This window comes from Leptolinea tardivitalis, assembly GCF_001050275.1.
In the GTDB taxonomy this organism is placed as follows: Bacteria; Chloroflexota; Anaerolineae; order Anaerolineales; family Anaerolineaceae; genus Leptolinea; species Leptolinea tardivitalis.
In genome coordinates, this window is record NZ_BBYA01000009.1 from 447,392 (window position 1) to 474,052 (window position 26,661).

At 47.8% G+C, this 26,661-nt stretch carries 24 protein-coding genes; 7 read left to right on the top strand and 17 right to left on the bottom strand.

Going from position 1 to position 26,661, the window contains the following annotated elements; all coding sequences use genetic code 11:
• Positions 1-156: 156 nt before the first annotated feature.
• Genes LTAR_RS09435 through LTAR_RS09445 form a run of 3 tightly spaced genes read left to right on the top strand, consistent with a single transcriptional unit; the run spans position 157 to position 2,950 of the window.
• On the top strand, positions 157-1,176 hold the full coding sequence (locus tag LTAR_RS09435; RefSeq protein ID WP_062531891.1) for an FHA domain-containing protein: 1,020 nt from the start codon (positions 157-159) through the stop codon (positions 1,174-1,176).
• A 20-nt stretch (positions 1,177-1,196) separates the two neighbouring features.
• Complete coding sequence (locus LTAR_RS09440; RefSeq protein WP_062421972.1) at positions 1,197-1,694, top strand: hypothetical protein; 498 nt, start codon at positions 1,197-1,199, stop codon at positions 1,692-1,694.
• Between the two features lie 35 nt (positions 1,695-1,729).
• Positions 1,730-2,950, top strand: a complete 1,221-nt coding sequence (locus LTAR_RS09445) for an FHA domain-containing protein (RefSeq protein ID WP_062421973.1) — start codon at positions 1,730-1,732, stop codon at positions 2,948-2,950.
• 83 nt (positions 2,951-3,033) lie between these two features.
• Here LTAR_RS09445 and LTAR_RS09450 read toward each other — a convergent pair whose 3' ends face one another.
• Positions 3,034-4,449, bottom strand: a complete 1,416-nt coding sequence (locus tag LTAR_RS09450) for a TolB-like translocation protein (RefSeq protein WP_062421974.1) — start codon at positions 4,447-4,449, stop codon at positions 3,034-3,036.
• Positions 4,450-4,566: 117 nt separating this feature from the next.
• Between LTAR_RS09450 and LTAR_RS09455 the strand changes: the two genes are divergently transcribed.
• Positions 4,567-7,095 carry an ATP-binding protein gene (locus tag LTAR_RS09455; RefSeq protein ID WP_062421975.1) on the top strand — a complete coding sequence of 843 codons (2,529 nt, stop codon included), beginning with the start codon at positions 4,567-4,569 and terminating at the stop codon, positions 7,093-7,095.
• Positions 7,096-7,155: 60 nt separating this feature from the next.
• Here the strand turns inward: LTAR_RS09455 and recR are convergent, their stop codons facing one another.
• Genes recR through LTAR_RS09480 form a run of 5 tightly spaced genes read right to left on the bottom strand, consistent with a single transcriptional unit; the run spans position 7,156 to position 10,897 of the window.
• Positions 7,156-7,761: a recombination mediator RecR gene (gene recR / locus LTAR_RS09460; protein ID WP_062421976.1), complete on the bottom strand. Its 606-nt coding sequence runs from the start codon at positions 7,759-7,761 to the stop codon at positions 7,156-7,158.
• A gap of 3 nt (positions 7,762-7,764) precedes the next feature.
• Positions 7,765-8,103, bottom strand: a complete 339-nt coding sequence (locus LTAR_RS09465; RefSeq protein ID WP_081419918.1) for a YbaB/EbfC family nucleoid-associated protein — start codon at positions 8,101-8,103, stop codon at positions 7,765-7,767.
• A 10-nt stretch (positions 8,104-8,113) separates the two neighbouring features.
• Entirely contained in the window at positions 8,114-9,814 is a 1,701-nt protein-coding gene (dnaX, locus tag LTAR_RS09470; RefSeq protein ID WP_062421977.1) for a DNA polymerase III subunit gamma/tau, read from the bottom strand.
• Positions 9,815-9,864: 50 nt separating this feature from the next.
• Positions 9,865-10,227, bottom strand: a complete 363-nt coding sequence (locus LTAR_RS09475) for a DnaJ family domain-containing protein (protein WP_062421978.1) — start codon at positions 10,225-10,227, stop codon at positions 9,865-9,867.
• 4 nt (positions 10,228-10,231) lie between these two features.
• Positions 10,232-10,897, bottom strand: a complete 666-nt coding sequence (locus LTAR_RS09480; protein ID WP_062421979.1) for a lamin tail domain-containing protein — start codon at positions 10,895-10,897, stop codon at positions 10,232-10,234.
• On the opposite strand from LTAR_RS09480, the gene LTAR_RS09485 reads away from it, so the two are divergent.
• The gene (locus LTAR_RS09485) at positions 10,874-11,353 is read left to right on the top strand and encodes an NYN domain-containing protein (RefSeq protein WP_062421980.1); all 480 of its coding nucleotides are present in this window, start codon (positions 10,874-10,876) and stop codon (positions 11,351-11,353) included. The genes LTAR_RS09480 and LTAR_RS09485 overlap by 24 nt on opposite strands.
• 37 nt (positions 11,354-11,390) lie before the next feature.
• Here the strand turns inward: LTAR_RS09485 and yjjX are convergent, their stop codons facing one another.
• The 5 genes from yjjX to LTAR_RS09510 form a co-directional block, all read right to left on the bottom strand.
• Positions 11,391-11,918, bottom strand: a complete 528-nt coding sequence (gene yjjX, locus LTAR_RS09490; protein ID WP_062421981.1) for an inosine/xanthosine triphosphatase — start codon at positions 11,916-11,918, stop codon at positions 11,391-11,393.
• Positions 11,919-11,935: 17 nt separating this feature from the next.
• Complete coding sequence (locus LTAR_RS09495) at positions 11,936-12,295, bottom strand: hypothetical protein (protein ID WP_062421982.1); 360 nt, start codon at positions 12,293-12,295, stop codon at positions 11,936-11,938.
• A gap of 84 nt (positions 12,296-12,379) precedes the next feature.
• A complete protein-coding gene (locus LTAR_RS09500) occupies positions 12,380-13,630 on the bottom strand; it encodes an MFS transporter (RefSeq protein ID WP_062421983.1) in 1,251 nt (416 codons plus the stop codon).
• A 43-nt stretch (positions 13,631-13,673) separates the two neighbouring features.
• Positions 13,674-14,291, bottom strand: coding sequence for a phosphatase PAP2 family protein (locus tag LTAR_RS09505; RefSeq protein WP_062421984.1), 618 nt, complete (start codon positions 14,289-14,291; stop codon positions 13,674-13,676).
• A 33-nt stretch (positions 14,292-14,324) separates the two neighbouring features.
• A complete protein-coding gene (locus LTAR_RS09510) occupies positions 14,325-14,912 on the bottom strand; it encodes a methyltransferase family protein (RefSeq protein WP_062421985.1) in 588 nt (195 codons plus the stop codon).
• A 74-nt stretch (positions 14,913-14,986) separates the two neighbouring features.
• Between LTAR_RS09510 and LTAR_RS09515 the strand changes: the two genes are divergently transcribed.
• Positions 14,987-17,383 (top strand): endonuclease MutS2, encoded by a 2,397-nt coding sequence (locus LTAR_RS09515; RefSeq protein ID WP_062421986.1) that lies wholly within the window; start codon positions 14,987-14,989, stop codon positions 17,381-17,383.
• Positions 17,384-17,577: 194 nt separating this feature from the next.
• Here LTAR_RS09515 and LTAR_RS09520 read toward each other — a convergent pair whose 3' ends face one another.
• From LTAR_RS09520 to LTAR_RS09545, 6 genes are read right to left on the bottom strand one after another with little or no spacing between them, the layout of a single operon-like run.
• A complete protein-coding gene (locus LTAR_RS09520; protein ID WP_062421987.1) occupies positions 17,578-21,024 on the bottom strand; it encodes an ATP-binding protein in 3,447 nt (1,148 codons plus the stop codon).
• A 2-nt stretch (positions 21,025-21,026) separates the two neighbouring features.
• Entirely contained in the window at positions 21,027-22,739 is a 1,713-nt protein-coding gene (recN, locus tag LTAR_RS09525; protein WP_062421988.1) for a DNA repair protein RecN, read from the bottom strand.
• 3 nt (positions 22,740-22,742) lie between these two features.
• Positions 22,743-23,270 (bottom strand): B-box zinc finger protein, encoded by a 528-nt coding sequence (locus LTAR_RS09530; RefSeq protein WP_139044482.1) that lies wholly within the window; start codon positions 23,268-23,270, stop codon positions 22,743-22,745.
• On the bottom strand, positions 23,267-24,142 hold the full coding sequence (locus LTAR_RS09535; protein ID WP_081419920.1) for an NAD(+)/NADH kinase: 876 nt from the start codon (positions 24,140-24,142) through the stop codon (positions 23,267-23,269). Before LTAR_RS09535 ends, LTAR_RS09530 begins: the two co-directional genes overlap by 4 nt.
• Before the next feature lie 56 nt (positions 24,143-24,198).
• Positions 24,199-24,846 (bottom strand): translin family protein, encoded by a 648-nt coding sequence (locus LTAR_RS09540; RefSeq protein ID WP_236686597.1) that lies wholly within the window; start codon positions 24,844-24,846, stop codon positions 24,199-24,201.
• A gap of 7 nt (positions 24,847-24,853) precedes the next feature.
• Positions 24,854-25,279 carry a single-stranded DNA-binding protein gene (locus LTAR_RS09545; RefSeq protein ID WP_062421991.1) on the bottom strand — a complete coding sequence of 142 codons (426 nt, stop codon included), beginning with the start codon at positions 25,277-25,279 and terminating at the stop codon, positions 24,854-24,856.
• 186 nt (positions 25,280-25,465) lie between these two features.
• Here LTAR_RS09545 and LTAR_RS09550 point away from each other — a divergent pair, with 186 nt between their 5' ends.
• Positions 25,466-26,605 carry an integrase catalytic domain-containing protein gene (locus LTAR_RS09550; RefSeq protein ID WP_081419793.1) on the top strand — a complete coding sequence of 380 codons (1,140 nt, stop codon included), beginning with the start codon at positions 25,466-25,468 and terminating at the stop codon, positions 26,603-26,605.
• Positions 26,606-26,661 lie beyond the last annotated feature (56 nt).

Consider the following 26,661-nt stretch of genomic DNA (forward strand, 5'->3'; position numbering starts at 1 on the left):
TCTCAAGTCCAATTCTGGTTAGGTAAAAAGGTTTCAAATAAACCGGAACGGATGGGGGATAGGGAAATTCATAAATCAACCATTCCCGCTTTTTTGAAAATTGAATAAACGGATTTTGTCTTTTTTACCTCATCAGTTGTATTCCCTGGAGGCAAAATGAGCTATTTCCTGTGCGATCCAACCGGGAGGTATATACCTGTTGGTTTATGTATGCGGATAGGCAGTGACCCGGCCAATGATATTGTGCTCCCGGATTCGCTGGTTTCTCCATCTCATGCCATAATCGGAGACCTGCCAGATGGCCTTCTGATACGTGATGAAGACAGTGTATCGGGGACATTTATCAATGACGTGCGCATCGAAGCGGTCATGGCATTAAAACCAGGAGATCGGGTTAAGATCGGTGATACAGAATTTACTATCGGTTCAACTGAATCGATTTCTATTGAAGAATTCCCTGTTTCTGTTTCACAAAAAGTGGAAGAGGTGCAAAAACCGGATCAATCGAAGATATCCGATGGTTCCATCAATTTGACAGAAGAGCCGCATGCCATTGAGCTGCCTTCGGACGAGACTGTCTTGCCTCCCCCACCGCCAGTTGTTCCACAGGAGGTTAAATCGGCCGAACCATCCATACCTTCTGTACCTCCAGCTTCTGTGAAGACGAAGAAATCCAAAGGATGTTTACGAACAGGATTGACCATTCTTCTTATTTTGGTTCTTTCATGTGCGGTACTCGGAGGCGGTGGTTATCTTCTCTATCGGTTGGGGATCATTCCAGAACGGCTGATCAGGGTAATGACTGGTTATGGTTATCCTTATATACAGGCATATAACCTCACAGATCAGACGGTATATATAAAAATTCAGGAAGATATGGATGAGAACACCATCACAATCCCCAATGTGTATTGGACTCTGGCTCCCTATGATTCCAATGTGGATATGCAATTTTCTGGATCCTATCTCCGGGAGAAAATGATCATCGGTACAACAAAAGATGGCAATGAGCTGGGAACGTGCATCTTTTACCCAAAGAGCGAATTCACATACAACATAGTCATTCTGCCTGGAAAGGTGTTGTTTGATGCAGATCAGTACCCCGAATTCTTGGATAAACCTCCCGCCAGTGGCAAAGATCTGATACTGGCGACCTCATCCCTGTGTGTGAAATAGGTAATTAAAGCGAGGTATCGATGAATAAGAAGATTCTGTTTGCCGTTGCCGTCGTCGCCCTGGTTCAGTTGGCCTGTGGACCCCAGATTGAAGTGGTCAATAATACTCCAGATATTGTGCGGCTATCGGTTACATTTGCAAACCGCAAATTCACCATATCACCTGAACCCGGATCAACCCATATGATTGATGCTGTTCCCGGACAATACACAGCGGTTGTGGTTCCGGCAGCCATGTGGATAGATTTCGCTAAATCAGAAGAAAAGGCCATTTCCCAGCTTTTAACTGATCCTGAATCCATGACACCTGAGCAAATTCAGCAGGTGGCAGATCGGATGAAAAAAATCAGTGAAAATGAACAACAATTGTTCAAAAATGCACCTGATCAGGCGACCTGCGCCAATTCGACGAGTGACAAAGAAAATGGCCGTATTGAGATCAGCGGATCTGCAGATTCCAACCTGTCACTCTACTGTACGCGTGTGGCATCTTCAACAGCAGAACCGGGTTCCAATTAGGCAAAAAATCAGATACGCCCATCTCTGGAGGCTGAATGAGCATCGTTCTACAGGATACATTTGAAAAGCAATATTCTCTTGACAACCCCATAAAAATTGGAAGTGATACAGCCAATACGATTGTGCTGCTGGATTCCAGTATTTCACCTTTTCATGCGGAGATCAGCCTTAAAGGGAAGGGAGTTGTCGTCAAAGATCTTGCGAGCGAAGGTGGAACATTCATTAATCACAAGAAAATAAAAGGGAGTAAAAACGCCGGTATAGGCGATATGATCTCTATCGGTAAGGTGAATTTTTTCGTCTGCGAAGCAATTTCCCATGAACCGGCTAATGAGATTCGACAGGGGGAGTCTCCTGAAGCGGAAAAAGAACCGGTGGTTGAATTGGCAGCCCAATCCTATAAAGAGCCCGCGGCAAAAAAGAAACCGCTCAGCCTGATTATTCTGATTGGTGCGATTCTAATCGGTCTACTTATGATTGCCGCCGGTGGCTTTATTGTTCTAAATACAAACCCTGAAATCCAGCAATCCTTCACTCAAATAACGGGGATCACTCTCGAAGATGTTTCTTCAGGTAATACTCCGGATGTATTGAACCTTAACAGTCCGGCATTAAACACGGTCTTTACTACGAGTTTTATCCAGCATATGGAAGATGCCTATGAAGGTGTTGACACCAACGGCAATCCCCTCAAGGTAACGATTGTTTATGAGTACATGCAGCAATTAGAACCTGAGTGGTCAAACTATACACATTACGTGTTGAAAAACAATTCCAACGTGCAGAAAGAAAGTGAATTTTCTATCCTGAAAGGGCAGGTGTATTCAAAATCCGGGAAAGAATGCAAGGTTTTTGCCGATACAAACAGGGATAATCATCAACCAGTCAATTGGCCAAAATCTTCTCTACAAAAATATGTCCTGGGAAAAGTTGAAAAAGTGGAATCCGATATCGACATAAAAGGTGTAATAACCGATAAATATGCCGTCACAATGGAGAATATGGATCCTTCACGGGGCATTGATGAACTTGTTACGGGTGAATTGTATCGGGCTCAAAAAGGGGGGTATCTGGTCGAACTGAAACTCGTCCAGACGTGGCCTGGGGCCAACTGGCCTGGAACGAAAACATATGGTTTTTCTCCCGATCAACCGGTGAAAGTCAGCCAGTCAGTTGATTTCACCTATTACCCGTCAGGAAAACTGAATGTCATTGTGCCTGGTGTTTGCGTCAGTAAAGTGCCGCCGGCTGAATAGAGTTTTCCTTTTCTCCTCGACTACGAAAAACGGCTGGCCAGGGATTAACCGGCCAGCCGTTTACCTGCTGAGGTAATACCCGATCAGAATCCCACCCAGCCCAACAGACTCGTTGCATCTGTGGATGGTTGAGGTTTCCAATCCGGTGCTGAGGCTATGAATAGCTGTGAACTAACGGTAAAGTATATTTTCTGACTATCAGGGGTAAAGAAAGCTTCCTGCAGTGGTTTTTCTGATAACTGTCCTATGGAAGCTCCTTCTTTTCCATAAATTGAAACACTACCGTTGGTGTTGTTCAAAACATAAAATTGTCCATCAGGAGAGATTGTTATAGGTGAATCAACACCTTTAATGCTCGTAATCGTTCCGTTGGGATGGATCATTCCCACCTCACCCGGCATGGAGGCTGCCAGAACCCCGGACGATGTGAAGTATTGTAGTTGTTCCCATTTGCCCGGCAAAACCATAGCCTGTGGAGCGGTAGCCGATATGGTATAAACACCCGAAGGCTGCTCATTATTGGTTTCCGAGGATGTCAGCAGGTAAAACGCTGATTGCATTTTCGCATCCCAACTGGCATTTTTGACCAACCCGACATCCATTTTCAAACTGCTCGCATCTTTAATACTGACCAGGCGAAGGTCAAGGTTGCCTCGCTCCATCATGGTTTGGACAGCGAAAATCTCCGGCCCTGCCCAGCCAAGCACTGTTTCCCTCAGGCTGGTCGGTTCATAAAGCAGATTGTCTTCACTGCCATTCGAACGGACGGCATGCATCGAAGTCACCTGCGGTAAGCCCTGAGCGGTGAACCCATCGATGGTCTGATACAAAACCCACATGCCATCCGGCGACCAGACAGGTGCCACCACATCTTCCGTGGCTTGACTCAATACGGTTGAGGTCTTTGTGGCTGTATCAAATAGCATCAGGCGGGTTTTATCACCGGATGGTACATCTAAATAGGCCAATCGGGTCCCGTCCGGCGACCAAACCTGGGCGGGCTGATCAGTGCGCAGAAACTCTGTCTTCAGTAAAGCTCGTTTTTCTTCCGGAAGTTCTTTGGATTTAAGAGTGACAAGCAGTTCTGCCGGGGATTCGGCCAGGACATTAATAATATTCAGACTGTCATCATCGGGGGAATACAGGCTGAACCACGGATGAGCCGGGTCAGATGAACCGGCGAAATGTTCTCTCCCACTTGCCGCACCTAATTCACGCAATGGTTGGCCTGTGGCACTTAATCCTCGCAAAAGAGTATTGTCTTCCTGCAAAAGGGCGATCAACCAGGCATCTTGAGCTGGTTTTTCCGATGAAACTGCCTGCACTGCTGTTGGTGCAGCAGGCTGAGCTGCGGCTGGGCTGACTTTTTCAGTGGTAGGCTCGACAACCTGTACTTGGATCCTGGTGGGATTCATAGCTCCCTGAACGGGATCAATGTTCACACAGGCTGCCAGAAGTATGGTGATCAAATTGATCATAGATGCTGTTTTGATTTTCATAGACACCTCACCTGCCAGGCTATGCATCCATTATGCCATCTTTGTGACATTTGGTTGTGATGGAGAGATTTTGAAGATAAAATCGAAATACGCATATTGAACAACAGGGAGTGAATCATGGGCGATGAACAGAATTTTTACCTTGGACGGATTTTTGATACAAAACAGGGCAAAGTCACAACCGATCCCTATCTGTACGATCCGGCGGATCTGACAACACATGCTGTCATAACCGGCATGACTGGTTCTGGCAAAACTGGTTTCTGTATCAGCCTTTTGGAAGAAGCTGCCTTGAAAGGCATTCCGGCCATATCTGTTGACCCGAAAGGCGACCTTACTAACCTGTTGTTGCATTTTCCTGATTTGCTTCCAACCGATTTTCAACCCTGGATAGACCCGGATGCTGCCCGACGGGAAGGTAAGACGGTGGACGTAATGGCAGCCGAAACAGCAGCTTCCTGGAAAAAAGGTCTGGCGGACTACGGATTGGGAAAAGAACAACTGGAAAAACTGAAATCGTCTGTTGATTTTACGGTTTACACTCCCGGATCCTCATCGGGTGTACCAATCAATATTCTGGCTTCTTTCCAATCACCCGACATTCCCTGGTCGGGGAATGAAGAAATTCTTCGTGAAAAAATCGCCAGCATCGTCACAGCATTGCTGGGACTTGTAGGTGTGACGGATATTGATCCCCTGAGATCGCGGGAACATATACTGATCTCCAACCTGCTTGAGACGGCCTGGAGCAATGGAAAAACACTCCAGCTTTCGGATCTGATCTTGCAGGTGCAAAATCCCCCATTTGAACGACTGGGTGCATTGCCGGTGGATGGCTTTTTCCCGGCAAAAGACCGCGCCGAGTTATCCATGTTGTTGAATAATTTCATGGCGTCACCATCTTTCCAGATCTGGCTGACCGGTCAAACGCTCGATATTCAACAAATCCTGTACAAAGCAGATGGCAGCCCGCGTCATAGTATTTTCTACATCGCGCACCTGAGCGACAGTGAGCGCATGTTCTTTGTGACCATGCTTTATTCCTCCATTGAATCATGGATGCGGACTCAGCGGGGGACAAGCAGTTTGCGGGCTCTGGTTTATTTTGACGAGATCATGGGCTACCTTCCGCCGGTGGCCAATCCACCGTCGCGAACAGTGATTCTGCGGATGTTAAAACAGGCCCGTGCATTTGGTGTTGGTTTGGTCTTAGCCACCCAGAACCCGGTTGACCTCGATTACAAGGCACTATCCAACGCTGGAACCTGGGTGATCGGACGCTTGCAGACTGAACAGGATAAAAACCGCCTGTTGGATGGTCTGACCAGCGCTGCGGGTGGTGTTGACCGGGGTGAAGTAGACAAGCTCCTTTCGGGTCTTGGGAAACGTGTTTTCCTTGTACAAAACGTACATGCCAAAGCTCCGATTCTCATTGGCACACGCTGGTGCCTGAATTATCTCGCCGGTCCATTGACCCGAACACAGATTCCGGCATTGAATGCCCTGGTGGGTGCGAAAGCTCCTGTTGAACAACCGGCTCCCAGAGCTTCTCAAAATATTTCCGCAGAAGCAGCTCCAGCCGCTTCTGCCAGACAGCCCATGTCGCAGGCCGCTGCTGCGGCGTCAAATGGTTACACATCCACCCGTCCGGGAGTTCCTCAGGGATTGGATGAGGTGTTCTTGCCGGCAGAGGTATCATTCAGCGAGGCGGCAAAACAATCAAATGCATCTGGGCCACAGAGCGGGTTGATTTATAAACCGGCCTTGCTGGCTCAATTACAGGTGAATTATCTTTCACGCAGTTTCAACCTGGATTCATCCCGTCGCATTGCCTGTCTGGTGGAAGATGAAGTCTCAGGGCGGATTACCTGGGAAGATTTTATAATATCAGAACAGGATATTAAGAACCTGAAAGCGCAGCGGGCTCCGGTAGATGCCCTGTATGACGCCATGCCTGGCTGGCTGACGGATATTAAACGGCTTGGACAGCTTCAAAATGATTTTGAAGATTGGGCTTACCGCACCGGAGCATTAACCATTCTGTCCAACAAGTCGCTGAAAATGAACGCGGCTCCCGGTATGAGTAAAGAAGACTTCATTGCCTCCTGCAAGAAAGCGGCGGAAGAAGTTGCCAGAGGTGAGCTCGATAAGATTGACCGTGATTACGCCGCAAAATATACGGCATTAGAAAGCAAAATCAAGAAACAACAGCTCGAGATTCAACAGAAAGAAAGTCAGTTATCTGCCCGCCGCACCGATGAAATTGTCAAAGGCGCCAGCGTAGTGGGTAATGTTCTCATGGGGATACTGGGCGGAAAGAAGAGTGGAATCAGTTCGGCGATTTCCGGTGGATCATCGACAATTAATAAACACCGCATGGCAGAAGAAGCCGAATCACGGGTTGCACAGGAAAAACAGGACATGGCTGCTCTGGAAGCTCAAAAGGCGGCGCTAATTCAGAACAAAGAAAATGACCAGGCTGCTGTGAGGGATAAATGGGCAAAAGTGGCTGAAGATGTACAGGAAACATCGATCGCCCCGGCGAAAAAAGACATCTATACCGAATTGTTCGGTATTGTCTGGCTGCCGTATTACACTGTGAAAGCCGGTCTGGAGAATCGATTGATTCCGGCCTTCAAACGATAAAAAAAGAAAACGAGCCCATTTGATAATGGGCTCGTTTGTTATTACGTACGAAAGGCTGACTTACATATCCTGACGGCCAGCCAGGGCGCGGAGAAGGGTGGATTGATCGGCGTATTCCAGATCGCCACCCGCAGGCAGACCACGTGCCAGCCGGGTCATGCGAATACCCAGAGGGGCAAGCTGTTGTTTCAGAAACAGTGCAGTGGCATCCCCTTCCATGCTCGGATTGGTGGCCAAAATGATCTCAGTGACTGGTTCAGTACGCAGGCGTTCCAGCAATTCTCGGATGCGCAAATGCTCTGGTCCAATGCCTTCAATGGGTGACAGCACACCATGCAGTACATGATACCGGCCTGAAAAAGCGGCTGTCGATTCAATGGCAATGACATCGAGTGGTTCTTCCACCACACAGATGGTTCCGTTGGCGCGTTTGGGGTTGGCACAAACGTCACAGACTTCCTGGCTGGATGAGGTGATATTGAAGCATACTTTGCAGAAAGCTGTCGAGCTCTTCAATGCCAGCAGCGCCTCAGCCAGTTGACGCGAAACATCGTCTGGCGAGCGCAGAAGAAAAAATGTTAATCGTGAGGCGGTTTTTGGACCGATTCCCGGCAAACGTTCGAGCGCTGTGGAAAGATTGGTAACTGGAGCAGGCAGGATAGGCATAGACTAGAACGGCAATCCGCTGGCCAGAGGACCCATTTCCTGTGAGGTGAGGTCGCGGGATTTATCCAATGCCTGGTTTACCGCACTTAAGATCAGGTCTTGCAGCATATCGGCATCGGCATCTTTCAACAATTCCGGATCGATAATCACCGATTTACAGCGTTGATCGCCTGTCATGGTGACTTGAACGGCTCCACCGCCCACACTGGATGTAACTGTCATTTCGGTCAGGCGGGCCTGGGCTGCTTCCATTTGCTCCTGAAGTTTCTTGAATTGCGACATCATTCCGCCGCCGCCCATGCCCCCACCCATACCCATTGGTCGATTGAATCCCTTCGCCATGGTTTTCTCCTTAGTCCTTTTTAATCTGCCCGCCCAGACTGAGAGCTGCATCGAGCAGGCCTTCGCGGGCAATTTCGCCCCGGTCTGTTTTGGCGGTTTTGGCACCGGCAACCGTGCAAACGATTTGCAGGTTGGCTTTCGTCACATGATAGATGGCCCGGCGGGTCATCTCCATGTTATCGTCATTTTCCATTTTTTGTTTCACAATATCACTGGCAAAAGTGAGAATCAGACGGTTGCCTTCAAGACTGATCTTTTTTGCAGAGAGAAGTAATGCATCCGTTTGAGCTTTGGCTTTTTTGACAGTTGAACGTATCTGCGGCCAGGCTTTCTGCAATTCTTCCATGGTCAGAGAATTGGTACCCGGAGTGGTTGATGCCTCAGCAGGTTGTTCACTGGATTCGGGCGCTGCAGATAACCCGGACAGGGGTTTCCCTGTTGGATTCTGAGGGACCGGGGTTGTTTTTATGCCTGACTGAGAAGAGGCTGATACCTCCCGGGATGTTTTCATCACTGCAGATGGTTCTACAGTCCGATTAACCGGATGTGAAGGTGCCTGAAATTCCGGCATTTTCATATCCCGCAGGTTGACTTCAGATTCAGCCGGTTGAACGGCAGCTTGCACCGGCGGATGGGCGGCTTCAATGGACGCAATTATGGCCAGTTCAAGGTGAAGCCCCGGATTCCAGGTGGAACGGGTTTCACCGGCAGCAGCGTTAAACAGACGGATGGTTTCCACCAGCCTGGCTATTGTAAATTTCTGTGCCTGCAAGGCCATTTTTTCACGGTTTTCAATGGTTGCATCCACGATCTTTTCATTGCCCACACGCACTTGAAGCAGGTTTCGCAGATAATCAACGGTTTGGCGTGCCAACTGTCGGGCATCGCTGCCGCCATCCAGTGCATTGTGAATGATTTGCAGCCCACCGGCGCGGTCTTCAGCAATCAAGGCATCCACCAGATCAACCACAGCCTGCAGGGCAGCCGTACCCAGAACGGTCTGAGTCAGGGCAAGGTTGACATGTTCTCCAGTAGATGAAAGCTGATCAAGTAAAGAAATGGCGTCGCGCATGCTGCCAGTGGACTGCCGGGCAATCAGTGTGAGAGCATCGTCATCCACTCCGATCTTTTCACCATCAGCCAGTTTGCGCAGATTCCCGGTGATCTCTGGAACCGGAATTCGGCGGAATTCATGCCTCTGACACCGGGAAAGCACGGTGGCAGGAATTTTATGAATTTCCGTGGTTGCCAGAATAAAAATGGCATGCGCCGGGGGCTCTTCCAGAGTTTTCAACAGAGCATTGAATGCGGCTGTTGAAAGCATGTGAACTTCGTCAATAATATAGACTTTGTATTTACCCTGGGAGGGAGAGAAGTTGATCTTATCGCGTAGATCGCGCATATCGTCAACGCTGGTATTGGAAGCGGCATCAATTTCTATCAGGTCAAGAAATCGGTTTTCGTTTACGGCCCTGCAGTTTTCGCAAACGTCACAGGGTCGGTTGGCCGGATCTTCCGACAGGCAGTTGACGGCTTTAGCCAGCAGACGGGCAGTGGTGGTTTTGCCAGTGCCGCGCGGCCCGGCAAATAGATAGGCATGCCCCACCCGTTCTCCCCGGATTGCATTTTGCAGGGTTTTTACGACCTGATCCTGGCCGATAACTTCATCCCATAAACGAGGGCGCCATTTACGGTATAGTGCCTGAGACATGTTTCACCAGCTCAATAAAGAGATTCCCTGTGGGATATCAAAACCTGCTTTCACTCGCCTGGAATGGGAACAGGCATGAGCCGCAGAGATTCAACAGGGACGCGCAAATTGTACCCGGAAATGCGGCGGTTCAATTGCTCGATCGAATCCCGGATTTCCGGTGACAGGATGACGGTATTTTTCAACTGTTGTTGAGCCCGCATGATTTCTAACTGGAGTTGTTTACGGTCTTCAAGCCAGACAGGGAGAAAATGATTGGCTTTTAAAATATGGTTAGCCATGTAATGGTCATCTCCGGCCGGGTGAATAGTCTCAATATTGACCGGTTTTCCCGAACCTTCGAGATGATCAAAAACACCATCTGATTGAGCTTCTTTGATCTTATTTTCTGCAATGATGTGAAGAGCATCCATAGGTCTAAGGTATCCTGTAGGTGGCACGCACAGCCCCATTTTGATCCATCAGGGAAACCAGCTCGCCGGAAGACCAGATGGCTTCTTTGATTCCCATGTGCAATTCAATAACGCTGTTCGTGCCGGGTTTGGTATAGACTTTGATGGCGCCGTCTTTATTTAACATCAATTCCGGTAAAACGTAACGATGGTTATTTTCATCTTCCAAACGCCAACCAGTCAGCCAGAGTTCGCCATTTCCAGTACGTTTGAGAAGTACCACTTCTGTGTTCAGATCGCCTACGCCAAATACATTTTCAATTTGGATATCTCCCGTATTCGCTGCAGCTTTTGGAGTGGCTGTGCCAACTTCTGCTGGCGTACCGGGTTTGGTCGCAACAACCGTACCGGCAGAACCAGCTGTAACAGCGGGAGAAGGGGTGCTGATTTTCAGGCTGGCCGCCTGCTGGGTGACGGTAGCTGCCAGTTGCGAGACAGGTTGGATGACAGCCGCAGTTTGATGGTTCCGATCCCAGATGGTCAGAACGGTCAATGTGGTCACCGCCGAAACAATGGCGTTTAATATCAGGTAGAACAGGAGTCGCTTCCAGGGATTCATAACAGACTGATGGAATAATAGCACAATTTTGGCGATACAATACCCGCCATGCTGTATTTGATTGATGGACATAATCTTATTCCATTTGTCCGGGGGTTGAGTCTGAAACAGATGGATGATGAGATGCGTCTATTGAGTTTGTTGCAGGATTTTGCCCGGGGGAAAAAAGTAAAAATGGAAGTCTTTTTCGACGGTGCTGCGCCAGGCTGGGCAGGGACGAAAAATTTTGGAAGCATTACGGCGCATTTTGTGGTCAGGGGGAAGACGGCTGACGAAGCCATCCGGCAGCGCCTTGGACAGATTCCTCAGGGGAGTGGTGTGGCAGTGGTCAGTTCTGACCGCCAGGTACAGACGGAAGCCCGCAATCACCGGGCAGAGGTCATTCCAAGCGGGGTTTTTGCCCAAAATCTGGTCTTGCCGCCGCCCCAGCCCCAGCCCCAGAAACGCAAAAAAACCAATCAGGTTGAGTTGGATGAGAATGAGATTGACGAATGGCTCCAGCTGTTTGGAGACGATGCAGATAATTGAAGGTCAGGCAGCCTGTTTTTATCTGATGATGGGCGTTTTAATACAGGGTTGGATTTAAAAAAGGAATTAATGCCAGCAAGACGGCGTGGGTATACAACTCTTCGCGATCTACGGCATCGCGGGTCAAAATACCAACGGCGCCATTCATCTGCTTGGAGTTTTGTCGGCCGAAGACACGGTCATCTGCTTCGCCCAATTCAACACCCTGCCTGACTAACTCCGCCACATTTTCCGGCAGGAAAAATGACGCCGAGCGGCTCCATCCCATGTGTTGTTGATTGGCGATCACAATCCAGGCGAATGCGGATAGACGGTCATCCACATCCGCCACTCCACCTTCAATGGCAGACCAGTAGTCTGCCTGAGGATATTGTGACTTAATGGCATTAAGACGATTCAAAGCACCACGTCGGGTTTCATCGTCGCCTACCGGTTGATCGCATACACCAGAAGCGGCTTCTGCGGCAGTTATCTCAAAATTTTCTCCGGGGAAAATCTGCTTAAATCCACGAAGAATTGCCTGTCGTTTGACAGGATTACGTGAAGCGATAATGATGGAAGGCATTCCGCAATTATACGCACTTACGGAGTGTCTTCCACCGCCATCAACATATCTGAAAGAGGTGTTTCAGCCAGATCTGAGCCCAGATCGGTTTCCTGAGCTGTCATCATGATATTGAACAACCCCTGCCTGGGTTCAACACCGATGGACCGAAATATTTCTGCAGCACCGCATCTCAACATGACATCTTGCAGCCGTTTGATATGGCGTTTCTGATGCCAGATAGTAATAACTTTCCAGAGCGTCGGATCCTCGATGGATTGGATCAAAATGGTTTCACAAATTTGCGGCGGGAGGAGTTCGGTGGAATGTCGAAATTCTGCTTTGAGCATTTCCCATTTCCTCGCAGGGACAAACGCTTCCAGCACGGACATGACCATATTTACCTCCTATGGAAAGGTCCAACAGATGAGTATTCCAATAATAGCGAATCTACCAGTAGTTTACAACTGTCAAATCAAATCCTAGGGGACGGTTTTCAATTTGGGCAGGCGTAGAAATACCAGCACGGCGCTCACAAGCAAACATCCTGAAAAGATGAGGGCGGTCAATGTCTCGCTGGTGGCTTCTGCCAGTTGTCCGGCAATCAATGATCCGATCGGCTGTGATCCAAAGAAAACCATGATATAGATGCTGATTACCCTTCCACGGAGTTCATCTGGAACAGACGTTTGTGTAAGGGAATTGATGTTGTTAATCACCAGCATGAAGCAGAATCCGATCAGGCAAAGAAGTACCAGTGATAATGGAATATCTGTAATTAAAGCAAAGACAGCCATGATAATTGGCAGCACCATGCTGCCAACGGTCATGGTTTTCCCCCGGATGTGGAAACGGCTGAGATAGGCGATGCAAATACCACCTACCATTGAACCGAATCCACGGGCGGAAAGCATTAGACCGTTGGTGGTGGCATCGCCGTGCAACACATCTACGGCCCAGGCGGGAATCAGGGTAAACAGACCGCTGACGAAAATCCCCACCGTACCCACAAGCGCGAACAGTCCCAAAATAATCGGGCTCCTGCGAGTGTAATCCAGACCTTCTTTCAGTTGTTCCATGGCATTACCGGGTGCAGGCGTATTAACCCTTTTAGGAAGTTTCATCAACGCCAATGCTGTGATTACGGCTATGAAGGAAATACCATTGATCGTAAAACACCAGGCAGGTCCCAGCCAGGCATAAGCAAGACCGGCAATGGCCGGACCGACGACTGTTGCCATATTAAACATGGTCGAATTTAAGGCAATGGCGTTGGTCAGGTCCTCACGGTCGACCATTTCAACCACAAAAGACTGCCGGGCGGGGGCGTCAAATGCTGTGGCTATTCCCAGCAGAAATGCCAGGATCATGATGTGCCAGGGTTGGATCAATCCGCTAAAAACCAGAGCCGCCTGAATAAATGCCAGAACGGACATGGATGCCTGCGTGATGATGATCATCAATCGGCGCGAAATCCGGTCGGCAATCACTCCGCCGAAAAGGGTAAAAAAAAGAGAGGGAATACCGGAGGCGAAAGAAACGTACCCCAGAAAAGCCGGAGAATTTGTTAACTGGTATACCAGAAATCCCTGGGCGGTATTCTGCATCCATGTTCCTACCAATGAGACTAATTGACCGTAGAACCAGAGCCGGTAATTTGGATGCCGTAATGCGATGAATGTCAGTTTGAGATTGGTCTTAAAGCTCGATGAAATACCCGATAATGAATGCATGTCGGGATTGTATTCTTTTATTAATGATTCGTTAAGAAGGGGATTACCAGTTTGTCAGCTTTCTGGACAAACTCTTAATTGTCATTAATCTTCTTCCCATCAAAATACCAAATCCGGCAAATATCAATCCGCCAAGAAGATCTGTTACATAATGTTGACCGGTAAAAAGAGTGGAAAGACCGACAATCATCAGAATGCCTGCCCAAAGCCATCTGGTTTTGGGAAACCAGTTTGAAAAGAAATAACCGGTTAATGCACACAGGTAAATGTGACCTGAAGGGAAGGCACAGTAAAGGCCGTCAGCCGAATATAAAAGTTGAAGGAAAATGGCACCAAATGCCATCTCATCCACCGGTTTCCGCGGGACATATGTGGGAACAAGCAAGAAGAAGATCATAGCAGATACGATGGTTACCAGTCCAGAGATGATCATTTGCCTGTATAACTTTTCTGGCATTTTAAAGGCTGCCCACAGCCAGAGCGCGAACCAGCTTACCATCCAGAGTACATACGGAACTGCCCACACGGGATAAATGGGGATAAGGTTATCAATTGGAAGGTTAAGGGCTGTACCATTCTGCAATCCGCGGTTAAGCGGTAAATAGATCGCCTGTGCCAACAGGATCAAACCAAAAAGCAATAATCGTTTCTTCTGTGTCAAGGATCCGCTCCGATGAAAAAGGGATGTTGGGGATCAATAGATCCACGGAATGAGGGCGCAGGTTTGAGAACGATATTTCTCAAATTCCTTGCCAAATTCTCTGGCAAGCATGGCTTCTTCTGTGGGAAGCCGGGTAAAGATCATGGCGGTCGTAATTGGCAGATAAATGCAACAAAAAAAATTGGCTGAAAGCAGGATTATACCCTCACCAAATAACAGGAATCCGGTATACATGGGATGCCTGATCCACCGGTAAATCCCGGTTTGTATTAATTGATGACCGGGCTGGATTTCCAATTCGGCTGACCAGAAGGTCCCCAGGGCTGACCGCGCGGAAAGGAAAAGTATATTGCCCGCCAGCATCAATCCGGCTCCTATCCAGCGTAGTACGATCGGGATATGGAAATCAAAATATGTTGTATCGGGCAGAAACACGTATAAATAGCATAGTGAAACGGCAACACCGGCAAGACGAATGAAGAGCTGTTCGCGAGTTTTTTCTTCAAATCGGCTGTTTAATGAAGGTGGTTTTTGCTGTGCCATCCACAATCGGGCTGTTGTTTGCATAATCAATAAAAAGCCGCAAACAAGGCGAAACATAAAAGCGGAATCGATTTTCATAACAGGTTTGCCATTATCTATCCCAGGTGAATTGTGTCACTGGTACTAGTGACTTATGATACACTCTCAACGATATGGACGAAAAAACACTGGAAATCCTTGAATATCATAAAGTCCTTTCGCGGTTGGCCGGTTTTGCTGCATTCAGTGCTTCACAAGAATTGGCACTGGCCCTCCGTCCTACCCGCAGCCTCGAGGAAGCCCGCCACCGTCAGGCAATAACATCAGAGGCTGTTCACTTATTGAGTGTGAATGATTCTACCGGAATTGGTGGAGCTGTCGATATCCGTCCTTTGGTGAATCTGGCCAGAAGGGGCGGCGTGTTGACCCCGGCTGAATTATTAAGCGTAAAAACCACCCTGGCGGCTGCCAGAGACCTTTCAAGAGTGTTTGACCATTCGGGGGAAGCCTACTCCCATTTAACTCAGATGGCCATACCTCTGGCGCCAGGACTTGGATTGATTGATGCCATCTCGGGTTGTATTTCTGAACGCGGGGAAGTGATGGATCAGGCGTCTGAAAAGCTGGCGGCCGTGCGGCGGGAAGTTAAGGCAGCTCATGAACGGCTGATGGCCAAGCTAGACCGGATAATCAACGATAGTCATACATCTGTCATGTTGCAGGAAGGTATTGTTACCCAGCGTAACGGACGGTATGTCATTCCCCTCAGAGCGGATTATAAGGGTCGAATAAAAGCCATCGTTCACGATCAATCTGCTTCAGGTGCCACTCTGTTTGTGGAACCTCTCGCCACGGTGGAACTGAACAACCACTGGCAGGAGCAACTCCTGCAGGAACAGGAAGAGGAACGGCGGATTCTGGCTGAGTTATCTGCCCAGATCGGCGAACATGCAGAGGCGTTGTGCCTTGTGGTAGAGAGCCTGGCTTCGTTGGATCTTGCTTTTATGTGCGCCAAATATGCCCAGGAAATCCATGCTGTGGAGCCTGTGCTTGTATCGTTCGAACAGAATAAGCCGGATCATCACCCGGGTAGTACCGTCAAACTGTACCAGGCACGCCACCCGCTGCTCAATCCGGCCAGTGTCGTACCAATTGATCTCGTGCTCGATGAAAACACCTTCGCTCTGGTCATCACCGGGCCGAACACAGGCGGCAAGACAGTTACGTTAAAGACCCTTGGTCTGCTGGTGCTCATGGCACAAAGTGGACTACATCTTCCGGTTCAATCCGGTTCTACTCTTAATGTTTTTCCGAAGATTTTCGCCGACATAGGTGATGAGCAATCCATTGAACAATCGCTTTCCACCTTTTCGGGGCATATCCGGAATATTGTCCATATCTTGAAACGCGCCGACAGGGCTTCCCTTGTGCTGTTTGATGAATTAGGCGCTGGAACCGATCCACAGGAAGGAGCTGCACTCGCCCGGGCGATACTATCTAATTTAATCACCCGGGGAATTACCTGCCTGGTCGCCACCCATTACCCTGAGCTCAAAGTGTATGCTCATGCCACACCGGGCGCCATGAACGCCAGCATGGAATTTGACTTGAAAACTTTGAGGCCGACCTACCGGTTAAATATTGGGTTGCCAGGCCGGTCAAATGCCCTTTTGATTGCAGAAAAGATAGGTCTGCCGGCAACCATTATTGCCGAAGCAAGATCATCGGCCAGTCCGGAAGATATGCGTGCGGAAGATCTTCTGGATGAGATCCATTCCCAACGAGATCTTGCTCGAAAAGATCGGCAATTGGCTGAAGAGTTACGGCTGGAATCTGAAAAGAAACATCGTGAATTGACGGAACGACTGGCCAAAATTGAAGACGAGCGGCGGGATATACTGGAAAAAGCCCGTCTTGAAGGGGAAAAAAGAATCGCCGAACTCGAAGAGGAACTTGCTTCGGTACGAAAAGAACTGTCTCGTGCACGACAGCCTGTTGAAGCTCTTCAACAAACGCGAGACGCCCTGGATGCCCTTCAGGAAAGTGTAAAAAAGCCGGTTGAACGAAAAACAGAATTTACCCCCAATACAACAGGGTTACGATTAGGTGAAAAGGTGCGCATCCGGTCTATTGGTATGGAAGGGGTTATTTGCGGCATCAGCTCGGATGATGTTGAAGTACAGGTTGGTTCCATGCGTATGCGTACTCGAAGAAGTGAAATTGACCGGCGCACAGACACATCATCCGGGCAATCTACCACCTCAGCTCATGAAACTCCCACACGCTCGTTTTCCGGGGCAGGAAGTACCCTGGCGCCTTCACCCGGAATGGAAATTGATTTGCGCGGACAACGCGCAGAAGATGCCCTGATTGCATTAGACAGGTATATTGAATCAGCTTATCTGGCCGGTATGCCATTTGTGCGTATTATTCACGGCAAAGGAACTGGGAAATTGAGACAGGTATTGCGTGATGCCCTGCGCGAATCGCCGCATGTCAGTCATTGGGAAGATGGTTTGCGTAATGAGGGTGGTGAAGGCGTAACTGTGGCACACCTGGAAGTGGATTAACTAAAAAAAGGTCGATAGTGTTTTCTCCCGATTCACTACCGACCTTTTTGCGCTGGTTCCCTCTACCTGCGCAGATGATTTCGATGTTAACCTCAGATAGTATACATCGATACCGTTGACAAAACGTGGACGTTTTATTGGTTTTTTCCTTGAGATTTCGTTAAGAAACAGAATCGCCCATCGAAATAACAATATTACCCATCTTTTTGAGTGTGGATATTGTTTAAAAAGCGGATGAAACGCGGCAAGTCAAAGTGTTTTGTTGCCACCGGAGATTTTGACAATTTCTCTGAAAAAAGGCCTGCCCAATTTCCGTCAGAAAATTCTGGTTTACCCATAAGATTAGAGATAATGATCTCCGCCTGGGCATTATCGATGGAATCACAAATAAATTCTCCCTGTTGTTGAGATTCAGGGAAAACCACCATGGAAAGTCCGCGAGTGGATGCTTCCTTGATAATCTCATCCTGCATGGATTGAGCTTCGGCTTCTTTTCCACTCTCCATCATGAGGATTGATAATAAATAGCGTGCAGACAGGTAGATATAGTAAAAACCAGCCTGTTTTGACATAGCTATAGCTTCTTCAAGGATGTGAATCCCACGCTCAAAATCACCATTTTTAGCTGTAACATACCCTAAACGGTAGTAACAATTTAATCCCTGAAAGGAGTCCAGCAAGTTTTCATAACCGGTTGTGTATTCTTTTATGGCAGCCGGAAAGTTTTGCAGGCTGAGAAAAACATCTCCCCGCACACAATGAGATTCAGAAATATTTTCAAAGTACCCGTGTTCTTCAGAGATTTGCAGCGCCAGACTGGCCAGTTCCCAGCTCTTATCAAACCGGCCGGAATGGTAATAGATGCGTGCCTGCAATATATTAATCAAAGCCGTAGTGCGTGAATTCTCAAAAGATTCCAGATTTTTTCGGCTGAGCCTTAAATGGTTCTGGGCTTCGTCGAACGCACCGCAATAATAGGCGGCCATGGCAAGCGCAATGTGGGCGTCTGATTGGGCTGTAGGACGTGAAATTAATAAATAAGCATTTCTTAATCCCTGATTGCCTGTGACTCGGGCATTCTCCGGCATTCCCATCAGGCAGTTCAGGATTGTTAACAGGTATTGAACATACACCACCGCCTGACGTACCGTTTGATTGGGCAAACCTTTCCCGAGGTTTATAGCTTCCTTATAGGCTTCCAGCGCTTTGTCATTCATCAACCCGACGGAATATGCCATGCCTAACCGACAAAAGGCCATAACTTTTTCGTACAAATTATCAGTTTTTGACAACAGTTGTATGCTTTGACCGAGATAAGCAAGAGCTTTATCAATTTCTATTTTGAAAATTGCTGAAAGAGCCAATCCGCTTAAGCCGGCACCGGTTAATAAATCATCATGCAGTTTTTCGCCGGTTTCATACATAGCATAAGAACATTCCTGTAAAGACGTGATATCCATTATGCTATATGCCAGATCACACCAGTTCGAATAGAGTTCGTACAGATCTTCTTCAGGGATGTCTTGCTCATTTTCAATCTTGATTCGATCAGCCATACCAAATGCATTGTAGGCTTCCTGGATGGAGTAAAGACTTCGGGCATATAACCCGGCTTTTATCCAGTACTGAAAGGCTAAAACGGGTTTGCCGGCGGCCTCAAAGTGGCGGGCAATTATGCTTGCCTGCCGGTTATTTTGTGATCCTTTCGATGCAATGATGGCCAGGGCAATAATCTCATGTAAATAGCATTGTCGGGCCGGTGATAAACGGGATAAGAGTGAATCTCGTAACAGACTATGGATAAATGAATATTGCCCCAGAATGGATCCACTCTTTAATGGACGAATGAAGCGTTTTTCTTCCAATTCTTCCAAACATCGAACAAGATCAGCCGATTCGAATAAAGACAAATGATCCAATATGTCATATTGAAATTCTAATCCACAGATTGCAGCAACTGAGAGGACTTCACGAGCATCGTCACTTAAATTTCTTTCTTTCTCCACAAATACTGATGTCAGACTCTCTGCCAGAGGAATATTGTCCTGAGCGAAAATAGCGGCATTGGTTGAAGAAATTTGTAATGCATGTAATGTTTCAATAATGAATAATGGATTTCCGCCTGTGGCTTTTTGTAATTTGGCAACAAAATTACCGGTTGGTTCTTGATTCAAGATATTTTGAGCCAGAGTTGAAATATCATCTCTGGAAAGCGGTGACATATTAATTCTGGGGAAAACACTGTGATTTTTATCAACCATCAGTATATCGTGTATCTTGGGGTTCTCAATTTCGGTACGAGATAGAACCACTAAAAAACCATGCTGTTTGAAGAAATCATGCCGGGTGAGAAACATCAATACTTCAAGGGTGTCACTATCACACCATTGAATATTGTCAAAGATAAGAAGAATTCTGGATGACCGGCTGGCGAGTAGGAACAACTGGTGGAAAGCCTCAAAAAGTTCCAGCCGCGTCTCATTTGACATACTGCTTCTGTTTCCCATCGGATAATCGGTTTTCTTGAAAAGGTCAGGGAAAATGATGGATAATGCATTCTGCCAACGGACGTCCAGATTGTTCAATTCATTTTGGTCAATAAACTCCCTTACCAGGTTGATCAATGGCTGAAGGGGTTGATTGAATTCCTGAGATCGGCAGGCGATATAGAATTGTCGGGATTTGTCCAATAACGATGCCGCCATTCGTTGGACTAAAGCTGTTTTTCCCGATCCGATTTCCCCTATGATGATTAATACACCGCCCTGACTATATGCGTTTTCGAGCTTTTCCAGCTCATTCACTCTGCCGACAAAAATGTGGCCTAAATTACGGGAAGTTAATGGAGTAAGTATATTAGGTGATCTATTTTCAAAAGGATTTCGGTATCCATCACCAATATCGAAATTTTCAATCCCAGGTAATTCGTTGTCATACTCTCGCTGATAAAGTTCCATTAGATAGGAATAATATGATTGTGCTTCACTGATTCTTCCAGCGCCATACAGCAAGGAAAGCATCTGTCTTTGTAAAATGTTATTTAAAGCATCCGCTTCCAAAGCTTTATTTACATAGAGAATGGCTTTATCCAAGTCTCCAATACTTGTAAAATGATCGGCCAACCGTTCCAGACATTGGAGTCTGTGATATTCCAGAGTGGATGTTTTTGCCTGAATCCAATCATCAAATTCATGGGAATTACTGATCCGGGCGCCGGCCAAAAATTGAGGGGATCGCCAGAGCTCAACAGCCTGCTTCAGGTTATCCACCATGGAGTCAGACAGGGTGGTTTTGTCATGCGAGGTTTTGAATAAACTTTCTGCCGAGGCAATCACTTTAAAAAAATTACTGTAATCAATATATACAAGCTGAGGATTCAGCCAGACTCTGTCATGATCTGTCTGCAATGTTTCCGGGTCAGGCAGCTGCCGGCGAAGTTTGCTTAATACTTCTCGTAGTTGGCGGCGAGCATCTGCTTCTTTTTTTTCAGGCCAGAACCGATTAATCAGTTCGTCCCGTCCGACCCCATCTGGTTCACAGGCAAGGAAAAAAAGTAATGTTCTCAACTGCCGGCGTTGAATATCCAGTGGTTTATCATCAATCAGTACGGCCGGCGGGCCGAGAACAAGAATTTTAAGCATGATTATTGGGAAAAACGTGCAGCTTCTGCCAGAATTTCGCGGGCCGATTCCAGTCCTGCATCACCCGGACTGCCCAGCATCAGAGCCAATTCACGCACGCGATCGTCGCCAACCAACTCCCGGGTTTCTGTCGAGGTTCGTTCATTGTGAATTTTCTTACCCACTGTCAAATGTTGATCGCCAAAGGCAGCCAATTGCGGCAGGTGGGTTACGCAGAATACCTGATGTGACCGGGCAACCTGCCAGAGTTTTTCCCCTACTGTTGTTCCGATTCGTCCGCCAATACCCTGGTCAATTTCATCAAAAATAAGTGTGGGAATGTCATCGGCATGAGCCAGAACATTCTTCAAAGCCAACATTAAACGCGAGGTTTCGCCGCCTGAAGCGATTTTTACCATCGGCTTCAACCCTTCACCGGGATTTGGTGCAATCAGAAACTCCACCTGGTCAATGCCGGTCTGGTCAAATCGCACAGGTTTTCCGTTCTCATCCATAAGGCCAGAGGAATCTGGTTGTGATTGAATATCCACTGTGAAGCGGGCGCCCGGCATATGCAAGTCTTGCAACTGACGCTCCACGGCCAGGGATAAATCTCCGGCTGCCTGTCTGCGCTTTTTACTGAGAGCAACCGCCTTGAGTGAAAGATCTGCAAGGCACTTTTTTTCTTCTTCTTCGAGTTGCTCGATTTGTTCCCCGGCATGCTCAATAGACTCGAGTTGACGCCGTGCATCTTCTGCAAAGGCCAGCACAGAATTTTCATCTCCGCCATACTTGCGGCAGAGATTCTTGATCAATTCCAGCCGGTCTTCCATTTGTTCCAATCGGCGGGGATTGATTTCAATCTGATCGAGATAATCATGCAGTATCCGGCTAAGTTCTGCAATGTTTTCTGCAGAGGATTCGGCTTTCTCTAACGCTTCATTCATAGAAGGGTCAAGCCGGGCCAGGGAAGAGACAGCCCGCACTACCTGATCAAAGAGGTCTGTAACAGATGGAGCATCTGCTTCACCATCATCCAGAACACGCAGGGCATCCTGTCCAAAAGTAGCCAGGTTTTCTGCATTGGCCAGACGGTCTCGTTCGATTACCAGATCATCAACCTCCCCGGGTTTCAACCTGGCTGAATCAATTTCATTAACTTGATATTTGAGCAAGTCTGTCATACGGGCAGCGTCTTTTTCCTGATTCCGCAGGGAAGACAATCTCTTGCGTATACCTGACAGACGCTGAAATTCTTCGCGATAATCTGATAGTTGAGCAGAAGTTCCGGCAAACCTGTCAAGCAGCAGGATGTGCTGCCTCGTATTTAATAAAGAAAGGTGTTCTGATTGGCCGTGAATATCAACAAGCAGAGAGCCAATCTCTTTTAAAAGGCTCTGGCTGACAGACCGGCCGTTTACCCGGCTGGAGGTTCTTCCTTCTTTACGGATTTCGCGGCTCAGCGTAACCCAACCGGGATCGTCTACCAATTCTTCCCGATTTAAAATTTCATCTACCTGAGAATTGGTTGAAAACACGGCTTCCAGAATGGCTTTTTCTTCGCCGCTGCGCACCATGCCGGCTTCCGCTTTTCCACCAACCAGAGCTTCAATGGCATCAAGAATGATGGACTTGCCAGCGCCAGTCTCACCGGTGAAGATAACCAGACCGGAATTGAATTCCAATTGCAATTTCTGGATGATGGCAAAATTCTCAATGCGAAGTTCCTGCAGCATGATTCACCTTAATTGAATGCCGCTCAAACGGGCATAAACTGTTGTGCATACAATGGCAGCATACAGAGCGGGCCACACCAGACTTAAAACATATCCTGCACCTGCATAACCCAAAAGGACCATTACCAGAAGGGGAAGCTGATTGGCCACCGCACCCAGTACGGCTGAACCGGCTGCCACCTGAAATAATGGTTTGCTGCGTCTCCGTCCGGTGGCTTTTCGGACAACTTCTGCAATAACCCATCCGACACCGGGTGCGAGTAGTAACGAAAAAAATCCGACAAATCCAACCAGCAGGCTTCCAATAAAGGAAAGAATGCCTGCAATCAAAAAGGCAAACAGATAGTCTAGTGGTCTGGCGGTATCAAATTTTTTCTGCTGCATTCGAACACAGTCTTTGCAGCGATACCCTGTAGGCGTTTGTACGGCACATTCCACACAGATGGGTTTATCGCAGCGATTACAGCGCAAAAGAGTCTCTCGGTCTGGATGGTTAGCGCAATGCATTGGCGTCGGTGGAAGTATGGTCATTTGATAGTTTCCGTGCTTGGGTTGTGTTCCATATATAACGTGATATTTCGGTAAAAATAACCGGGGTCTTTTAGACGTACCATTTTGAAAACATGCTCAGAAAAAGACGTTACCACGCGGTCACCGTCTATCACTACCACAGGTGCATGACCGTCAACACTGAGAACTGCTTCATGGCTTGTATTGACCTGAACGGCAACTTTTACCCCTTCCGGAAGGATTATGGCACGATCCATGGAGAGGTGTGGAGCAACCGGTACAATCAACAGGTTGCGCATTTCAGGCGGCAAGATGGGGCCTCCGGCAGCCAGTGCATACGCGGTGGATCCTGTTGGTGTGGCAACAATCAACCCATCAGCAACATATGTGGACGTTCTATACCCATTGACACTGGCTGTCAATTGAATGGGGCGAACAAATTGCCCGCGGCAGATCACTACCTCATTAATTGCCTGCCAGTTTCCCAGTAATGTATCACCCCGGAAGTGCTCTATTTTGAGCATCATACGTTCTTCCAGGCGATAATGCCCGCTTAATATGGTTTCCAGCGATGCCTGCCAGTTATCTCGGCCTACTTCAGAAAGGAATCCGAAGTGACCAAGGTTAATCCCCAGCAGGGGAATATCCCGTGGGGCAGCGATATGCCCGGCCCGAAGGATGGTGCCATCTCCCCCGAGGGAGATCAGCATATCGTAATTTCCAACAGAAATTCGTTCCCTCAGGTCTTCCTGATAAATCGAACCACTGTCAGCCAGAAGTGCGCCATGATCCAGCAGAAAACTGGCGACTGCCTTCGAGATGCTGGAAGCATCGTCCAGACCGGGGTGACACACAATGGCAAACCTTCTGGGAGAAGGAGTGTTCGTATCCATACGGGTATTATAAGGGATTGTACAGACAGAAAATAAAACCGTGTTTCTTATGTAGTTTATTCGGCTTCGTTTACCCGTTGGGTATATTCAATCAGTGCATGTTCCATCAATTGAAAGCGCAGGCTTAATGTCAGATCTCCACGTGTTTTTTCAACAATGCTGCGTACAAGGTCAGTCTGACGGCGCAATCCCTGCGTCACGGCATCGGGGTAATCCATAGTCACGAGATTGGTATAGATCTCATCCATACAGCTCAGAAGCCTTTCAGCTTCATCGGAATATCCCTGGCGAAGAATATCCAGACAACGGCGGCGTAATTCCCCCACAGCTTCAGCCAATCCATTCCAATAGGTGGAAGTTTCCACTTCCAGATCTTCAGGAGATGGAAGGTCCTTGTTCAGGATCAAAGCCACAGTGATGCTGGCTTCCGTGAATTCTTTAATGGCATCCTGTGTATAGCCTGCGTAGAACAGGTCAGGGTAGCCAGCGAGATCCCTTTTCAGGGCTTCAACCAGTTCCCTGGCCTGTGATAATTCCTGTTCGGCATTTTCTGCTTCGCCGCGGTGAATAGCCCGAATAGTGTGGGCCGCATGCCGGGTGAGCTGGCGTGCCTGTGCAAGCGCCTGATCGCGTACCTTTGTCCGGGTGTCGAAATCTTTATGTGACCGTTCGCTGATGGATTCAAGAGCCTGCATTTTTATCATAATTTTCCTAGAAGGGAAGATCGTCTTCGGCAGAAGTTGCGCCTGTTTCGATATCTTCACCACCGATAGCGGGTTCACCACCTTCGGTGCGAGAACTCAAGAACCGCACGTTTGTCGCGCTGATTTCAAAAGAGGCTCCCGATGAACCATCAGAGCGTTTGAAAATGCGAGGTCCACCCGTGGCCGGATCGGAGACAAGACGTCCTTCGACGATTACCTTGCTGCCTTTCTTTAAGTAATTGTGGGTAGATTCGGCCTGCTTACCCCAAACAGATACCCGAAACCAGGTCGTCTCTTTTACCTGTTGTCCATTGGAATCTGTGTAATTCCGATTGGTGGCAACGTTGAAACTGGTGACCGCCTGTCCTGAAGGGGTATACCGCATTTCAGGATCTCTCCCCAAATTGCCAGCGATAATAATTGTCTGGAACATTAAATTTCCTCCTGATGGTATCGAGACGTAAGTGGATTAATCTCTTTCTTATTTTACCTTCAGTCTTCACTTAACGCACGGAGGGATTAATATCGCATTGCCTCAAATTAAAAGTAACTTTAGGAGAAACGTTGCCTCACAATAGATGTTACCTTGGGCAGAGAATAGAGAGCTGCCGAGGGAGCTATGATGAGTCAACAAAGCAAGCGAGAATTAGTAGAAACCATCCGACCCCGCTATCAAAAAGGGAACAAAACAGAAAAAGCAAGAATACTGGATGAATTAGTCGCCATCACGGGATATCATCGTAAGTATGCGATACGAGTATTGGGTAGGACGGGAAAACCAAGAGCCAAAAAGAAACCGGGGCCACGGAGAATCTATCAAGGCGAGGTGGTCACGGCCCTGGAGTATATCTGGGAAATATGTGGTCAGATTTGTTCGAAGCGTCTAAAGCCATTTTTGCCAGAAATCGTAAAGGTACTTGAACGGAATAACGAAATCCACATATCGCCAGAGACAAAAAAGTTACTGCTGCAAATGAGCCGGTCCAGCATAGACCGGTGTTTGAGTTCAAGATATGACGTGCGTCCTCATGGGCTAAGCACCACAAAACCAGGTACACTCCTTAAAAAATCAATTCCGGTACGTACCTATACCCCCTGGAATGAGGAAAGACCGGGGTTCATGGAAATTGACCTTGTAGCTCACTGTGGAGATACAGCCGCAGGTCAATTCGTAAATACATTGACCTGCGTGGATATTTGCACGGGGTGGACCGAGTGCCAGGCAGTCTTCCCGCGTAGCCGACAGACGGTTCTGGAGGCTATTGTGGCCATGCAAGAACGCCTCCCGTTTGATCTATTGGGGCTTGATTCAGATAATGGCAGCGAATTCATCAATGAGATGTTGTTCCAATACTGCCAATTTGAAAAGATCACTTTTACACGCTCTCGCCCTTATCGCAAGAATGATCAGGCTCATGTCGAACAGAAGAATTGGTCTGTGGTACGTCATCTGGTCGGTTATGACCGCTTTGATACTCTCTCTGGATATAATCTTCTGCAGAGTATTTACTCTGATCTCAGTCTCTATTTCAATTTCTTTCAACCAGTGCTTAAGCTTATCTCCAAGGAGTATGTTGATGGTCGAATTATCAAACTCTATGACAAAGCGGCTACTCCCTACCAACGAGTTCTCGGTTCTGATCTGATCCCCTTCCAGATCAAAGCCAACCTCACCAATTTGTATGTTCAGCTAAATCCAGTTACTCTTCGTAAGTCCATAGATCAGAAGGTTCACCAATTATGTACTTTATCTCGGTAACATCAATTATGAGGCAACGATTACCCTTTGGTTACATTTTCCCGTGAGGCATTACG

What these genes read in the sequence shown, in the direction of transcription:
- LTAR_RS09435 (WP_062531891.1), top strand. Translation starts at nt 157, where the DNA reads ATGAGCTATTTCCTGTGCGATCCAACCGGGAGGTATATACCTGTTGGT.
- LTAR_RS09440 (WP_062421972.1), top strand. Translation starts at nt 1,197, where the DNA reads ATGAATAAGAAGATTCTGTTTGCCGTTGCCGTCGTCGCCCTGGTTCAG.
- LTAR_RS09445 (WP_062421973.1), top strand. Translation starts at nt 1,730, where the DNA reads ATGAGCATCGTTCTACAGGATACATTTGAAAAGCAATATTCTCTTGAC.
- LTAR_RS09450 (WP_062421974.1), bottom strand. Translation starts at nt 4,449, where the DNA reads ATGAAAATCAAAACAGCATCTATGATCAATTTGATCACCATACTTCTG.
- LTAR_RS09455 (WP_062421975.1), top strand. Translation starts at nt 4,567, where the DNA reads ATGGGCGATGAACAGAATTTTTACCTTGGACGGATTTTTGATACAAAA.
- recR (WP_062421976.1), bottom strand. Translation starts at nt 7,761, where the DNA reads ATGCCTATCCTGCCTGCTCCAGTTACCAATCTTTCCACAGCGCTCGAA.
- LTAR_RS09465 (WP_081419918.1), bottom strand. Translation starts at nt 8,103, where the DNA reads ATGGCGAAGGGATTCAATCGACCAATGGGTATGGGTGGGGGCATGGGC.
- dnaX (WP_062421977.1), bottom strand. Translation starts at nt 9,814, where the DNA reads ATGTCTCAGGCACTATACCGTAAATGGCGCCCTCGTTTATGGGATGAA.
- LTAR_RS09475 (WP_062421978.1), bottom strand. Translation starts at nt 10,227, where the DNA reads ATGGATGCTCTTCACATCATTGCAGAAAATAAGATCAAAGAAGCTCAA.
- LTAR_RS09485 (WP_062421980.1), top strand. Translation starts at nt 10,874, where the DNA reads ATGCTGTATTTGATTGATGGACATAATCTTATTCCATTTGTCCGGGGG.
- LTAR_RS09480 (WP_062421979.1), bottom strand. Translation starts at nt 10,897, where the DNA reads ATGTCCATCAATCAAATACAGCATGGCGGGTATTGTATCGCCAAAATT.
- yjjX (WP_062421981.1), bottom strand. Translation starts at nt 11,918, where the DNA reads ATGCCTTCCATCATTATCGCTTCACGTAATCCTGTCAAACGACAGGCA.
- LTAR_RS09495 (WP_062421982.1), bottom strand. Translation starts at nt 12,295, where the DNA reads ATGGTCATGTCCGTGCTGGAAGCGTTTGTCCCTGCGAGGAAATGGGAA.
- LTAR_RS09500 (WP_062421983.1), bottom strand. Translation starts at nt 13,630, where the DNA reads ATGCATTCATTATCGGGTATTTCATCGAGCTTTAAGACCAATCTCAAA.
- LTAR_RS09510 (WP_062421985.1), bottom strand. Translation starts at nt 14,912, where the DNA reads ATGAAAATCGATTCCGCTTTTATGTTTCGCCTTGTTTGCGGCTTTTTA.
- LTAR_RS09515 (WP_062421986.1), top strand. Translation starts at nt 14,987, where the DNA reads ATGGACGAAAAAACACTGGAAATCCTTGAATATCATAAAGTCCTTTCG.
- LTAR_RS09520 (WP_062421987.1), bottom strand. Translation starts at nt 21,024, where the DNA reads ATGCTTAAAATTCTTGTTCTCGGCCCGCCGGCCGTACTGATTGATGAT.
- recN (WP_062421988.1), bottom strand. Translation starts at nt 22,739, where the DNA reads ATGCTGCAGGAACTTCGCATTGAGAATTTTGCCATCATCCAGAAATTG.
- LTAR_RS09530 (WP_139044482.1), bottom strand. Translation starts at nt 23,270, where the DNA reads ATGACCATACTTCCACCGACGCCAATGCATTGCGCTAACCATCCAGAC.
- LTAR_RS09535 (WP_081419920.1), bottom strand. Translation starts at nt 24,142, where the DNA reads ATGGATACGAACACTCCTTCTCCCAGAAGGTTTGCCATTGTGTGTCAC.
- LTAR_RS09540 (WP_236686597.1), bottom strand. Translation starts at nt 24,846, where the DNA reads ATGATAAAAATGCAGGCTCTTGAATCCATCAGCGAACGGTCACATAAA.
- LTAR_RS09545 (WP_062421991.1), bottom strand. Translation starts at nt 25,279, where the DNA reads ATGTTCCAGACAATTATTATCGCTGGCAATTTGGGGAGAGATCCTGAA.
- LTAR_RS09550 (WP_081419793.1), top strand. Translation starts at nt 25,466, where the DNA reads ATGATGAGTCAACAAAGCAAGCGAGAATTAGTAGAAACCATCCGACCC.